Source organism: Kolteria novifilia (assembly GCA_007748055.1).
GTDB classification, from domain to species: domain Bacteria; phylum Planctomycetota; class Planctomycetia; order Kolteriales; family Kolteriaceae; genus Kolteria; species Kolteria novifilia.
Window position 1 is genome coordinate 1,208,651 of sequence record CP036279.1, and the last position, 13,773, is coordinate 1,222,423.

General features: G+C 62.5%; 7 protein-coding genes. 2 read left to right on the plus strand and 5 right to left on the minus strand.

Features of this window, described 5'->3' with window-relative positions; translation table 11 throughout:
- Nucleotides 1-140: 140 nt before the first annotated feature.
- Nucleotides 141-2,441: a sensor histidine kinase gene (locus Pan216_RS04460; protein WP_145255394.1), complete on the minus strand. Its 2,301-nt coding sequence runs from the start codon at nt 2,439-2,441 to the stop codon at nt 141-143.
- An 856-nt stretch (nt 2,442-3,297) separates the two neighbouring features.
- Here Pan216_RS04460 and Pan216_RS04465 point away from each other — a divergent pair.
- Nucleotides 3,298-6,591, plus strand: a complete 3,294-nt coding sequence (locus Pan216_RS04465) for a mechanosensitive ion channel domain-containing protein (protein WP_419193256.1) — start codon at nt 3,298-3,300, stop codon at nt 6,589-6,591.
- Nucleotides 6,592-6,611: 20 nt separating this feature from the next.
- Here Pan216_RS04465 and malQ read toward each other — a convergent pair whose 3' ends face one another.
- The 4 genes from malQ to Pan216_RS04485 form a co-directional block, all read right to left on the minus strand.
- Nucleotides 6,612-8,141, minus strand: coding sequence for a 4-alpha-glucanotransferase (malQ, locus tag Pan216_RS04470; RefSeq protein WP_145255397.1), 1,530 nt, complete (start codon nt 8,139-8,141; stop codon nt 6,612-6,614).
- A gap of 227 nt (nt 8,142-8,368) precedes the next feature.
- The gene (locus Pan216_RS04475; protein ID WP_145255400.1) at nt 8,369-9,403 is read right to left on the minus strand and encodes a DUF3616 domain-containing protein; all 1,035 of its coding nucleotides are present in this window, start codon (nt 9,401-9,403) and stop codon (nt 8,369-8,371) included.
- Between the two features lie 944 nt (nt 9,404-10,347).
- On the minus strand, nt 10,348-11,106 hold the full coding sequence (locus Pan216_RS04480; RefSeq protein WP_145255403.1) for a DUF4956 domain-containing protein: 759 nt from the start codon (nt 11,104-11,106) through the stop codon (nt 10,348-10,350).
- 130 nt (nt 11,107-11,236) lie between these two features.
- Nucleotides 11,237-12,220 carry an endonuclease/exonuclease/phosphatase family protein gene (locus tag Pan216_RS04485; protein ID WP_145255406.1) on the minus strand — a complete coding sequence of 328 codons (984 nt, stop codon included), beginning with the start codon at nt 12,218-12,220 and terminating at the stop codon, nt 11,237-11,239.
- A gap of 341 nt (nt 12,221-12,561) precedes the next feature.
- Between Pan216_RS04485 and holA the strand changes: the two genes are divergently transcribed.
- Complete coding sequence (gene holA, locus Pan216_RS04490) at nt 12,562-13,566, plus strand: DNA polymerase III subunit delta (RefSeq protein ID WP_145255409.1); 1,005 nt, start codon at nt 12,562-12,564, stop codon at nt 13,564-13,566.
- The last annotated feature ends 207 nt before the right edge of the window (nt 13,567-13,773 follow it).

Here is a 13,773-nt window from a genome sequence, read left to right on the forward strand (position 1 = left end):
GGCGGCGCGGCTGGGCCCGTGGCCTGGCTCCGTGCATCCCGGCCGCGATTCCTCTCTTCGGAGAAGAACCAGCGTGCCCCATCATGCGATTATCGGAGACTCGGGGGAAAACACAATCCCGTCATCGGGTGGAGATGAGCTCAAGAGGCCTGGTGGGTCGTCCGCGGTTTCGCCGGTGGGGACTCCCCCGCTTTGGAGAGTTCCTTGGGGAGATTGACGATGAGACGAGTCCCCTGGCCGAGGACGCTCTCGACGTCGATCGTGCCTCGGTGCATCTCCACCAAGTTCTTGGTGATCGACAGACCGAGCCCGGTTCCCGCGAACCGTCGGTTGAGGTCCGAATCGATTTGGTGGAAGGGTTCGAAGATCCTCGATTGCTCTTCCTCGCGGATCCCGACACCCGTGTCCCAAACGGCGAACTGGACCCGGTCGCCGGTCTCCCGAACGTCAATACCGATGGTGCCCCCGTCGGGGGTGAACTTAAAGGCGTTGGAAAGCAGGTTGAGAAAGATGCGGGCGATCTTCGCTCGGTCGGCGAGGATGGGGCCCGCGAACTCGACATTGCGCACGACGATGTGGGGACGATTGTTGTTCTTGGCCGCCACGACATCGACGCACCAGGAGAGAACTTTCTCGAGGTCGACGTAGGTCAGGATGAGCGTCTCGCGGCCAATCTCGAACCGTGTGAGATTGAGGACGTCGTCGATGATCTCAAGCAGGTGGTTTCCCGATTGAGTGATCTGATCGACATAGGAGGTCTGTCTCGCGGTGAGCAGATCGCGGGTGCGGAGGAGTCGCGCGAAGCCGAGAATACCGTTGAGGGGTGTGCGTAGCTCGTGCGTGACGTTGGCGAGAAAGGTCGATTTCGCCTTGTTGGCCGCTTCGGCGGCTTCCTTCGCCTCGGCGAGTTCTTCCTGGAACCGCTTTTCGGCCGTGATGTCGAGGAAGAGGCCATCCCACGAGATGAGGCCTTCGTCGGCTCTTTTGGGATTCGAGGCCCCCCGGACCCACTTGATGTTTCCCTTCAAGTCCTGGATGCGGTACTCGCAAATCCATGGTTCGCACTTGCGATAGGCCTCGCTCACGGAACGTTGGACGCGTACGAGGTCCTCGGGAAGGATTTGGGCATAGAGTTGCCCGATATCCTCCATCGCTTGCTCGGCGGTGTAGCCGAATAGCTCCTCGACGCCGTCGCTGATGAACGAGAATCGTTCCACTCCCTTCGCGTCGAGTTCGTACTGGTAGACGACCCCGGGAATCTCGGCCGTGATGTTGCGCAGCTGCAAGTCGTGGCGTCTGATCTCCTCGTCCACGCGACGGCGTTCGGTGATGTCGCGGATGGTGACCGCGATCCCCTCGGCAAGCGGGACGATCTGCAGACGCAGCCAGGCATTTTTCCTGTGCGGAAGATCGGCTTGGATCTCCTCGTCGGCGGGCTTTCGCAGGGTCGCGATCTCCAGGAAGCGCTTCCGAAGGTCCGCGTCGCTGAAGATACTCGACACCTGCGAGAGATGCTTCCCCAGCAACTGAAACCGGTTGGCGCCGAGCAGTTCCTCGCCGTTGCGATTGACGTCGAGGATGCGAAAGTCGACGAGGGCGCCGCTGGTGTCCTTGGCGAATTCGAGCAATAGGATCGCGTCGAGGCTTCCCTCCATCGCCGCCCGGAGGCGATGCTCGGTTTCCCGAAGCCGTTCTTCCGCGCGTTGACGCTTCGTGACCTCCTGGACGGTGTGCGTGGCTCCGATCTCCCGGCGTTGGTCGTCCCTTAGGACAGCGAAGTTGTCCTCGAAGACCTCCATTTCGAGAGCGGAGTCGCCGAAGAGGCGAAGGACGCTGTGCCGCTCCCCGGCCAGGGCCCGTTCCCAGCCGGTTCGCTCCGCGTCGGTCTCCTCGGGGTGCATGGAAAGGGCTTGGAGAATGTTCATCCCGTGGGTGAGGGTGACGTTGTAGTACCAGCTCAGGTGATCGGCGTAGGGCTTGTTGAAGAAGAGAAGCCGACCCTCCTGATCGACCGCCGCCATCGCGAGGTCGAGCTGTTCGGTAAGTTCGCCGACGATGCCGCAGCGGTCGCACGACGAGACCTTCGACGAGACGTTTGGGGAGGTGGCAGGGGCGTCCACGATGGTGATGGCCCCGAAGGCTTGGATGGGCTTGCCGCTGGTGTTGCGTAGTAGACGGATCGTTTCAAGGACGTCGATCGGACCTCGGTCGGGCGAAGTGACCCGGTAGGTCAGGGTCAACTCGTCGCTAGCGTCGGAATGTTGTTTTCCGATCCAGGATCGAAGGGTCTGAACGTACCGGTCCTGATCGTCCTCGACGATGCAGTCCGCCCAGGGCACCTCAAGTTGTCCTTCCTGGTCGCGACCCACCAACGCATGGAGTTCCGGGCTGCAGGAGAGGTGCCGGAGTCCCCAGCGGTGAACCGACGCGACGTAGAGCATGGGCTTGGCGTCGTGTTGAGGGATGTCGTGAAGGGAATCGCCCGTGGAAGTGTCGATGCTGGTTCGTTCCTTCTACGATCGGTCCTTTCTGACTTGTCATGTAACGCGACACTCGCTTCTGACTGAGGGGCGGTCCCAATCCAACGCGAATGCTCCGAGTACACTTGCAGACGTCCGCCTTCGGGTTGCCGGCAACGCAACTCGTGCTCACTGGCTAACGGGAAGCCAACGACGCCCGAAAGCCAAATTTTGACGAAGCAATAGGCTCGCGTCATTCAGCAGTCTGCTCGCGCAAACGCGGAACCGGGACAATGAGGGGAGAACGGTTTAGGCAGACACGAACTCGTCGGTGCGTTCCTCCTCCGCTTTACCCTAGTCCATGGTTGGGCACATGCAATGATTTTCGAGGACCATTGGGATTGGGCCTCGGGACCGGCGGTTCTCCTCTCGACAAGCCATGGGCTCGGGCATGTCGTTCCGTGTCCCGTGGAGTCTTCGTGGCGTTCCTCCCGTTGGACCCCGCGATCGGAGCGGCATACACCGTCAAGGGTCAGCAACGTCTCAAGGTGCAAGGTTCCGTTTGATGCGGCGATCCAAGCGTGGACTCCAAGGATTCAAGCGACGTCGGCTCCACCGGAGCCCGGTCCGGTCCCGAGGCGTCGGCCATCCGAGCAATGGTCATGATGAGGTACGGCGTTTGGTCTTTCGAATGGCCTTTGTCAGCCTCCTTGTGGTCCTTGGTGTGCAGGTCATTTGGACGCCTCGCGCATTCGCCCAGTCCTCGAAAGCGGGTTCCTCGGGCGCCTCGTCGGTGGGAATCTCGACAGAGTCGGCTCCGTCGACACCTGATTCTTCGGTGACGCACGACTCGATCGAGGCGGCGATCAAAGAAGTCGAGTCTTCGTCGGACCTCGCCGACGAGGAGAAGAAACAGATCGTCGGCCTCTACAAGGAGGCGCTCGCTCAGCTCGAGAAGAATGACGAGATCCGTCGCCAGATCGAGTCGGGGCGGACCGGTGTGCGCGAACTGCCGGTCAAGCTCGAGTCGCTGAGGCGGCTTTCGCGTCAAGACGTTGACGTGACGACACCCACCTTGTCGGAACTCTCGGCGAATGAGACCGCGACCCAGGCGGAGCTATTGCAGGCGCAGGAGTCGGTCGATCGCCTCGCGGGAGAGCCGGGACGCCTGAAGGATCGCCTGGCGAACATTCCCAACGAGCTTTCGATTGCCCGGGCCCGCAAGAAAGAACTCGAGCGTCAACTTGAGGTGGGCAAGGGGACAGGCAAGAGCGACTCCACCCCTCGTGGCGCGGCCCAGCGGGCCCTGACGCGAGCGCGGATTGATGGAGCCGGCTTGGCGATTGCGCAGCTCCAGCAGGAGATCGCGACCACCAAGGCGCTGTCGACCTCTCTCCCCGCCGAGCAAGCCGCCGCCAGAAAAGACGTCGACCATTTGAATGAACAACTGGCGCGGATCCAGGCCGAAATCGACAAGCGAAAGCTCGCCAACGCCCAGGAGGACTTGCGCAAGGCGAAGGAACTCGAGGAGAACGTGAAGCGGGAGTTTCCCAGCCTGCTCTCGATTCCCGAAAGCATCGTGCGCTACGCCGAGATGCTCACGCCTCCCAAGGACTATTCCGCGCGCGTCGCGGACGCCGGTCTCGAGGCTTCCCAGGCCGCCGCGCTCGCGGTCCGCGCCAATGATCGACTTGCCGAGATGAAGGAACGGATCAACCAAGTGGGGCTGACGCCCGCGATGGGAATCTACTTGCGCGAGGCACAGCTCGATCTCCCCAATCTGCGGACCTACCACGATCGCATTCGGGCACGGCAAATCAACATGCAGAAGGCCGAGGTCGAGTTGATTCGGCTGCAGAGCACCCGGGGCGAGGTCGTACGGATGCGGAAGGGAGACGACAACCTCAACTCGATGCTCCCGCCGCCTCAGGGAAACAAGGATCACGACGAGCGCCTCGCGGAGTTTAGGCGGCTCCTTGGGATCCAGCAGGAGTATCTCAACCGCGCCATCGAGCAGGTCAGTCAATACCTGACCGCGATGATGAACCTCGACGAGAGTGAACGCAGGCTCATCGCCGCCAATCAGAAGTTGGCGAACTACATCGACGCGAACATCCTCTGGTATGCCAGCGCGCCGGTCATCTCGACGGAGGACTTTCGAGCGAGTCTCGACGCCCTCGCTTGGATCGTCGACGCGGAAGAGTGGCGAATGCGCGGCGACGAGCTTCGGCACGACGCGACCGATCACCTTCTGCTCTGCCTCATCGTCGGCAGCGTGGTCGTGGCTCTGCTGATCCTTAATCGTTGGCATTGCGAGTCCTATCTCGCCCTCTTGGCGGAGCGGGCGAGTCAGTACCGCTGCGTTCGCTTTCTGCCAACGGCCCAGGCCCTGGGACTGTCAATGCTGATCGCGTTGCCGTGGCCACTATTGTTGTGGTTCGTCGGCTGGCGACTGCGCGCTCCGACCGATGTCCCGATGGAGGCGGTCGCCGTCGCAATCGCGACCAGTCACTGCGCCCTGGTTCTCTTCGTCGTCCTCCTCTTGAACGCCTTTCTGCGACCTCACGGCTTGGTGATCGCCCACTTCGACTGGGATGCGAGCGTCATCCGTCGCTGCCGGTATCGCTTGTTGATCGCCGCGGCGGTGGGGCTGCCGCTGATTTTCCTCGTGGACCTGATGGAGAACGTTCATCAGGTCATGTATCGAGCGACGCTCGGACGTCTGGCGTTCATTGGCCTGATGGGCGTCTTCGCGTGGCTCGCCTGGTCGCTCTTTCGTCCCAGTCACGGCGTTCTGCGACCGGCGGAGCATGCCTCGAAACTCTCCAAACGGCTCTCGGCGAGCGCCTTCGTCGCGCTCTTTCTGCTGCCGGTCGCAATGGCGGCGATTTCCGCGTTGGGATACGTCTACACGGCGCGGCGCATCGTCGACGAACTCGGATGGACGATCGTGCTCGTGCTGGTCGCGACCCTGCTGTACCTCTTGGCGCTGCGTTGGCTGATGCTGGCTCGTCGCCGGTTGGCCTTTGAGCAGGCACGTGCCGAGCGGCTCGAACGACTCGAACAGTTGAAGAAGGGGGAGTCGCAAGGGGAACTGGACGCGTTGACTGATCGCGACGACGAGGAGGAAATCCCGACCGTCACCCTCGATGCGATCGATACCCAGACGCGGCATCTGTTCCGGTGCTTGTTTCTCATCGGGCTCGGGACGCTGATCTGGCTCAGTTGGTCCTCGTTCGTGCCGGCGATGGATCGCCTCAACCGGATCGAGGTCTATCCCCACTTCCTGCAGGTGATTCCGCCCAACGCCTCGGAGGGGGAACTGTCGATCACCCTGATCGAGGTGATCTGGGCGGCGGTTGTCTCGGTGCTGACGGTGATCGCGGCGCGCAATCTTCCGGGCCTGCTCGAGATCACGATCCTCGAACGGCTTGCCCTTCAGCCCGGCGGACGCTACGCCTTCAGCACGGTGACCAGCTACGTGACGGTCTTCATCGGCGCCAGTGTCGCCCTGAGTCTGCTCGGCATCAGTTGGTCGCACATCCAGTGGCTGGTCGCGGCGTTCACCGTCGGCATCGGTGTCGGCCTGCAGGAGATCTTCGGCAACCTCGCCTCGGGACTCATCCTCCTCTTCGAGGCCCCGATTCGCATCGGCGACGTCGTCACCGTCGAGGGGGTGACGGGCACCGTCAAACGCATCCGCGTTCGGGCCACGACCTTGCTGAACGCCCAGCGGCAAGAGGTGCTCATTCCCAACAAGCAGTTCATCACCAGCTTGGTGACCAATTGGACGCTCTCCAACAGGATCGTCGCGCAGGAAGTCACCGTCGGCATCTCCTACGACTCCGATCCGAAGCGGGCCCGTGAGCTGTTGCTCTCGATCTGCGAGCGTCATCCCGAGGTTCTGGACGATCCGCCGCCGGTGGTCATCTTCCAGGAGTTCGGCGACAGCTCGCTGAACCTGCTCCTGCGCGCTTTCGTGGGGGAGATGGCCGATCGACTGCGCATCGGCAACGAACTCAATGAGTCGATCCTCGAGGAGTTCAACGCGGCGGGGATCGACATCGCGTTCCCGCGGCAAGATATCATGCTCTTACCACAGCACGGCGCCGAGATCGAATCGCGTCCGTGAGGGAAGGGGCGCTCGAACCGTCAGCCGCGGCCGTGGGCGAAGGTCATCGCGGCGAGCCGTTGGGCCAGGGCGTCGGTGAGGAGGTCCTCCTCGAATCGCCATTGCCAATTGCCGCTCTCCTGCCCCGGCGTGTTCATCCGCGCCTCGGTGCCCAACCCGAGCACATCTTGCAGCGGGACGATCGTCCAGAGCGCCTGCGACGCCGACACCGCATGGATCATCGACCACGGGACATTCGTGCGGTCGCCTTCCAGGTTGAGGTAGGCGCGGGCGAACTTCTCCGAGGGACTCGGCCCCGACTCCTCGTCCCCCTTGCGGCGGGCCTCTTCCCACCAACCGAGTGACGTGTGGTTGTCGTGGGTTCCGGTGTAGACGACGATGCGGTGCGGGTAGTTGTGCGGCAAATGGACGCTGTGCGGATCGCCGTCATCGAGCCCAAATTGCAAGACCGCCATCCCGGGAAAGCCGAACTGAACCCGCAAGTCCTCGACCGCCGAGGTGATCACCCCAAGGTTCTCGGCGACGATCGGCAACGGGTCGCCCAGCGCGTCGCGCATCGCTTGGAAGAGAGCCGGACCGGGACCGGGCGTCCACTGCCCGATCTGGGCGGTCTCGGCGTCGCCGGCGACTTCCCAGTAGGCCTCGAAGCCCCGGAAATGGTCGATGCGGACGATGTCGACCGTCGAGAGCGCCGAGTGAAACCGCCGAATCCACCATTCGTAGCCGTTGCTGGCCATGACGTCCCAACGGTAGATCGGGTTGCCCCAGAGCTGGCCGGTGTCGCTGAAGGCGTCGGGCGGAACGCCGGCGACGAGCGTCGGGCGGCCCGACTTGTCGAGATGGAACAGTTCCTTCGCGATCCAGACATCGGTGCTGTCGTGGGCGACGTAGATCGGCATGTCGCCGATGATCTGGATACGGCGTTCCCGGCAGTAGTTTCGCAGCGCCGTCCACTGCCGATCAAAGAGGAACTGCCAGAACTTGTGCGTTTCGATCTGCTCGGCCGCCAGCCGTTGCCAACGCAGGACGGAGGAGGGATGACGCCGGGCGATGCCCCGGTCCCACTCGACCCAGGGGGCTCCCTGATGGGCCGCCTTGACCGCCATGAAGAGGGCGAAATCGGGGAGCCAGTCGGAGCTCCGGTCGCAGAAGACGCCAAACTCCTTGCGCATCGCGATCGAGCCATGATCGCGAAAGGCGGAAAAGGCCTTCAGGAGCATCGCTTTCTTAAAGTCGATTACGCCGCCGTAGTCGACGCGGGTGGTGGGGAATTTCGCGGCCGGCGCGAGATCGGACTTGGTCAGCAAGCCCTCCTGTTCGAGCAATTCGAGGCTGATCAAGAGGGGGTTGCCGGCAAACGCCGAAAAACTCTGATAGGGGGAGTCCGCGTATCCCGTCGGCCCCAGCGGAAGCACCTGCCAGAGTCGCTGACCCGACGCCGCGAGAAAATCGACGAAGCGGTAGGCGGGAGCACCGAGATCGCCAATCCCGTGCGGGCCCGGAAGCGAGGTTGGATGCAGCAAGAGGCCGCTGGATCGATGCAGTTCCATGTTGGTGAGATGGGATCCGGAACGAATCGCCGCCCGTGGGACGATGATCCTAGGTGAGTCTTGACGGCTCTACCTGGCGAGCCCAAACGCGACCGCGTCCTCTCGACGACGTGACGCGAATGCTGGTTCGACCGGGAGCGTTGCTATCTAGGTTGCTAGTCGAACGCGGCGAGCGAATCAAGACGAGATCGCCCGCCGGGAAGCGAGCGGCGGATCGGGCCGGGGGCTCACTCGGCCATGCTGAACGCCGTCGAGGCCGGGACGACCCAGGCGCTTCGGAACTTCCGCGCCGAACGTTTCGGGTGGTCTTTGCAGACGCAGTCGTCGACCGGATGAGTCCCGTCATCGCTGAGAATCTGGAAGGAGAAGGGGTCGCCGGGGTAGGTCAGGATCGCCTCGGGTTGTAGTTGGCCGATCTTCAGCCCGTTGATCACCCGCAGTTCCTCGGTCGTCTCGTTGTGGCTCCACGCGTAGATGTTGAACTCGCCACCCGCTTGGGGCGGGCCGGCGATGATCAGGTAGCAATCGCGTTCGGGCCAATACTCCAGGCCGCGAATGCCCAGTCCCCCAAGGTTGAGGCCGATCGGGTTGCCGAACCGCGGCTTGCCCCCCTCGACGACCTTCGCGGGGTTCTCCAGCGGAACGACGAGCGCCCGGCCGAGCCGTAGGGGATTGCGCAGGCCGATCAGCAGATCGCCCTCGGGTGTCGCGCACAGCCCCTCGATGTTCAGCCCGCCGGGAGCCTTGGGCGGTTTTTGGCACGCGTCGAAGAGGTTGAACCGGGCATACCTTGGGTCGGCCAGCAACTCCTGCAGCAAGATCGTGCTCGGTTTTCCCACCAGATCCAGTCGTGGTTTCCCCTTCGTCGTCAGGGAGACCTCGGTGGCGAAAAAGAGAAGCCGACTCGGACAGCGCCGTCCACGTCCATCGCGACCGTGGGAAGTGATCCAGTAGCTCCGATTGCCGACGCACGCGACCGCTTCGATGTCCGCCTCCTCGTCGTCGAGGGAAAGCATCTCCGAGAGATCGAACTCCGCGATCGGTTCGGTCGGCCCCATCGTCCCGTAGAGCCGCAGAATGTTGTCCTCGTCGGAGGCGACCAGGAACTGGTTGCTGGTCAGCGGGAAGGCGGCCGAGGCATCACATGTCCCGGAATAGGAGCGATGGCCGACCACGATCGTGGAGCGGTTCGCCGGCGCCTCAGCGGCGAGCACCGTCGCCTGGGAACCGACGAGAACGAGCAGTGACCCGAAAAATTCCATTCGAAACGGATCCTTCGCGGAACGTCGTTGCGATCGCGATCCTGCGATCGCCTCAACCTGGACAAACGAGACGGAGGGGCATCAACGGGCGGGAGGGACGATCCCTGGGAAGGATGTGTCCGCCGGGAGCCCACGGGGCGCGTCGGCGTGCGCGAACGCCGGGCGCATTGGTGTCTGTTACGTGCCGGGGCGAGATCTGTTGGGCGAATTTCACGGAATCTTGAAGAAAACTCGTCGCCTGAACGGGTGGTTTAAATGGTGTGCTCTCATAGGAGGGACGGAGTCGAGATCGCCAGACGTCGCTTTCCCTGCTCTCCCCGTGGGAGAGTGAGCCTTTTGTTCCCCTCTCCCTGTGGGAGAGTGAGCCTTTTGTTCCCCTCTCCCTGTGGGAGAGAAAGCCTTTTGTTCCCCTCTCCCTGTGGGAGAGGGGTTAGGGGTGAGGGGGTTCTTCTTCAGGGTGAAGTGGCTCTTCTTCAAGAAAGGTAAGGGTGGTTTCTCTTCAAAATCCAGCCTCATCGTGCCAGACCGGAATCTCCCTCACCCGGCTCACGGTGTTCGCCGACCTCTCCCCAAGGAGAGGTGAGGAGCGATTGAGACTCCTTTCGAGAGTTCCCCCCTGTGGGAGAGTGAGCCTTTTGTTCCCCTCTCCCTGTGGGAGAGGGGTTAGGGGTGAGGGGGTTCTTCTTCAGGGTGAAGTGGCTCTTCTTCAAGAAAGGCAAGGGTGGTTTCTCTTCAAAATCCAGCCTCATCGTGCCAGACCGGAATCTCCCTCACCCGGCTCACGGTGTTCGCCGACCTCTCCCCAAGGAGAGGTTGGCACCCCAGAGTTCAACGAAATGCAAGTACGCTGGTCCATTCAAATTATCGGGTGCCAATGGCTGCTTGTCAGCCAGTACCAAGAGGTTAGGCCTACACCAACGCAAACGATGAGTCGGATCAGAGCACTAGCCGTCGCTCGGCTTCGCGTCGCCTTCGTGGGAGTCCTCGGGAGAACTCTCGGGCGGCGTGGCGTCGGGGGTGGTCGGCTCGGGGGAGGAAACCTGCGTTTCCGGAGTCGCGTCCTTCTCCTTGGTGGATGCGTCGGCGTCCTTGGACGAGCTGGCGTCGCTTGAAGATTTCGTCTTGGACTTCGATCCGTTCTTCTTCGACGACTTGGACGAGGTCGTTTTCTTCGACGACTTGCTCGTGGAACTCGTCTTGAGCGGCATGATGTTCAGCCGACGCGACTTGGCGGTCACCGGGCTGATCGTGAAGCCGAAGGGAAGCTCGATCCGGGTCGGGCCGAGCCAAAGGTCGTGATCGTAGAGAACCCTGATCAGGATTAGCAAAAAGACGGTGGCGACCCCCGCCTCGAAGAGTTCGCCGACACCGCAAGCGAGCCCGATGACGACGGCGGCGAGGACGTACGTGAGATCCTTCGGATCCTTGATCGGGACGCGGTAGCGGATGATCGACAGGGCTCCGAAGACGCCGAAGGCGCGAGCGACGCTCCCACCGATCAGCGAGATGACGATCGCGACCAGGACTCCCAGGATCACGATCGACTGCGCGAAGTTCTGCGAGTACGCCTCTCCCTTGAAGGTGATGCGATACATCAACGCGATCAGGAAGGAGTAGAACGTCGAGAAGATCAGGATCCAGAAGACGAACTGGAGCTTGATTTCATCGGACTTGCCGACCATGTCATGAAGGAAGGCATCCATCTAGTATCCCCGCGCGCAAGCGTTCTCAAGCTGATTCCCGGCGACAACGGAAGATACCGCTCCCGTGGCTCGTCGGGCGTTCTACAAGTTCTCCCAACGCGAGCAAGCAAGGACCCGTGACAGGTTCATGTCATCGCTTCGGATGGGCTTTCGCACCCGGGACCCGAGCGACGGGCGCGGGGCAAAGTGACAGATCGACGAGGACCGGAAGATGGTCCGAGCCGATATTGGGGCCCAAGCGGCGTCCCACCACGTCGACCTCCTCGTCGACAAGGACATGATCGATTGGGATACGCATCAAGGCCCGCGATCGTCCCGCCGGCCAGCTCGCTTGCAACCCGCGTCCGAGACGGCTGTCGACGAGGCCGGTTTGGCCGGTCAATATCGAGAAGATCGACGACCACGACGTCACGTTCAGATCGCCCGCGACGATGAGCCGTCCCTCGTGTTTCTTGGCGAAGCGGGCGATCGCCCGCAGTTGGGCATCGCGCGATGCCCGGCGTGAGGGCGAACTTGGTGGTTCGGGATGGGTGCCGAGGAACGTGACGAGCTCCCCGTTGACCCGAACGTCGGCGATCACCGATGGCCAACCCTCGCCATCGAAGGTCGTGATTTCTGCCTGGGCCAAGGGCAAACGGCTGTAGAGGCCGGTCCCGAGCGGGTTGTCGAGTGGATCGGCGCAGCGGTAGGGATACTCGAGGGCGAGTTCCCGCAGACGCTTGTCCAGATCGCGGGTCAATTCACAGACGAAGACGACATCGGCACCTGAGGATCGGACGAACTCGACGACTCGTCCCGGGCTCCTGTTCGAGACGTAGGCGTTGATCACCAGGACGCGTAAGGGTGTTCCCGAGGCGACGGTATCGGGTTTGGTCGGCAGATAGGGAAGAAGAGTCAGTACGTTGATCGCGAGGCCGGCAAACGTGACGGCGAGGGCCGCCCGATGCCGCAGGCCGAGGCAAAGGGCGGCGAGGAGGGCGGCGGCGAGAAAGTACTGGAAGCGAAAGTGGCTCGCCAGTTCGAAGGGCCACGCCAGAGAGGCGAGAAAGCCCACCAAGGAGAGTCCGAGCAAGGCGACGCTTCCGGCGAGCAGTGATCTTCGCGCAATCTTCATCGGCTGTTCCGCAGTTTCGTTTCCCAGGGCCCTTGGCTATTTCGTTTCTCATGGCGTCCCGGTTCGCTTCCCCATAAACCAACCGATGAAAATGTCGATCGAAGTCTCGCGATTTCTCATCGTGCTCCCCGGCGGGCTCGGCTTGGGAGAAGGAGGGGGCTTCTTCCGAAGCTCGGACGACCGCCGTTCGAGGGCGATCGAACGCGTTTGAAGAGAAGGCCGACCCTTCGAAAGCCGACCCCCCTGTAGTCCCCTTCGACGAGGGGGGACGTTGAGAGCGAGCCCCTTGGACAAAGGGTGACGTTGAGTATCGTTGACGACAAAACGGCCGGAGATGCAAGGTGCCCGTTTCGAGCACGGACTTTCTGAAGCGAAAACAAAAGGATCCCGTGACGGCGATCTACGTCGTCTTCGGCGACGAGACCTTCCTGCACCGACAGGTCGTCGATCAGATCCGCCAACTCGCTCTCGGGGACGATCCCGACGACTTGACCTACGCGGTCCACGACGGCAAACAGGCCGCCATCGCCGACGTGCTCGATGACCTCTTCACGCCCCCCTTTCTCGGCGATCGCCGTCTGGTTCACGTCGAGGAGGGGGAACCCTTCATCTCTCAACATCGCGACGCCCTCGAACGCTACGCCAAGTCTCCCTCGGAGTGCGGCGTCCTGTTGCTCGAGGCGAAGACCTGGCGGAGCAACACGAAGCTTGCCAAGGCGATCGAAAAAGACTTCATCGCGGTCGACGCGTCGGCCCCCAAGGCGTGGCACGTGCCGGACTGGGTCGTTCGCTGGTCCAGGGATCACTACAAGAAACAGCTCGATCGCGAGACCGCCGCGTGGCTGGTGGAACTGGCCGGCACGGAACTAGGGCAACTCGATCAGGAATTGGCGAAGCTGACGACCTACGTGGGCGAGGCGCCGGCGATCAGCATCGACGCGGTCAACAAACTCGTCGCGGGGACTCGGACCGAGACCGCGTTCAAGCTCTTAGACATGGTGCTCGGCGGTGAAGCTTCCCGAGCGATCGAACTGCTCGACCGGATGCTCGTCGCGGGGGAATCGCCGGTTTCGATCCTCGCGATGGCGACGGCACAACTCCGCAAATTGACGCGGGCGGCGCGCGAGGCGGTCGCGGGAGTCCCGCTCGAGAGCGCGATCAAGAATGCCGGGATTCCGCCCTTTGCTGTTCAAAAGTCCGCGACGCAGCTTCGCCGGTTGGGTCGCAAGCGGATGGCCCATCTCTATCGTCGCCTGCTGCGGGCCGACCTGGATATCAAGGGGGGGACGGCACTCGCCCCTCGAGCCGTGCTGGAGCGATTTCTCCTCGATCTGGCCCGGACATAGGGGCATTGGCTCGGTTTCGACGACGCGATCACCTGGTTGTGGTGCGATAGATGCAGATTCGGTCTCTGGCACCAGGGAGGCCGCCTGCCGGGGAGCTGATGTCGCTTGCAACGGAGCGGGAAGAACGTCAGGATGGTGCGTCCCAAAGACCTCACGGAGCGTGCGGGGCCGGAACGTGGTTTGAGTGCGTATGGCCTGTTGAGTGAC

Coding starts and splice junctions, on each gene's coding strand:
- Pan216_RS04485 (WP_145255406.1), bottom strand. CDS start 12,220: ATGAAGATTGCGCGAAGATCACTGCTCGCCGGAAGCGTCGCCTTGCTC.
- Pan216_RS04480 (WP_145255403.1), bottom strand. CDS start 11,106: ATGGATGCCTTCCTTCATGACATGGTCGGCAAGTCCGATGAAATCAAG.
- Pan216_RS04475 (WP_145255400.1), bottom strand. CDS start 9,403: ATGGAATTTTTCGGGTCACTGCTCGTTCTCGTCGGTTCCCAGGCGACG.
- Pan216_RS04460 (WP_145255394.1), bottom strand. CDS start 2,441: ATGCTCTACGTCGCGTCGGTTCACCGCTGGGGACTCCGGCACCTCTCC.
- malQ (WP_145255397.1), bottom strand. CDS start 8,141: ATGGAACTGCATCGATCCAGCGGCCTCTTGCTGCATCCAACCTCGCTT.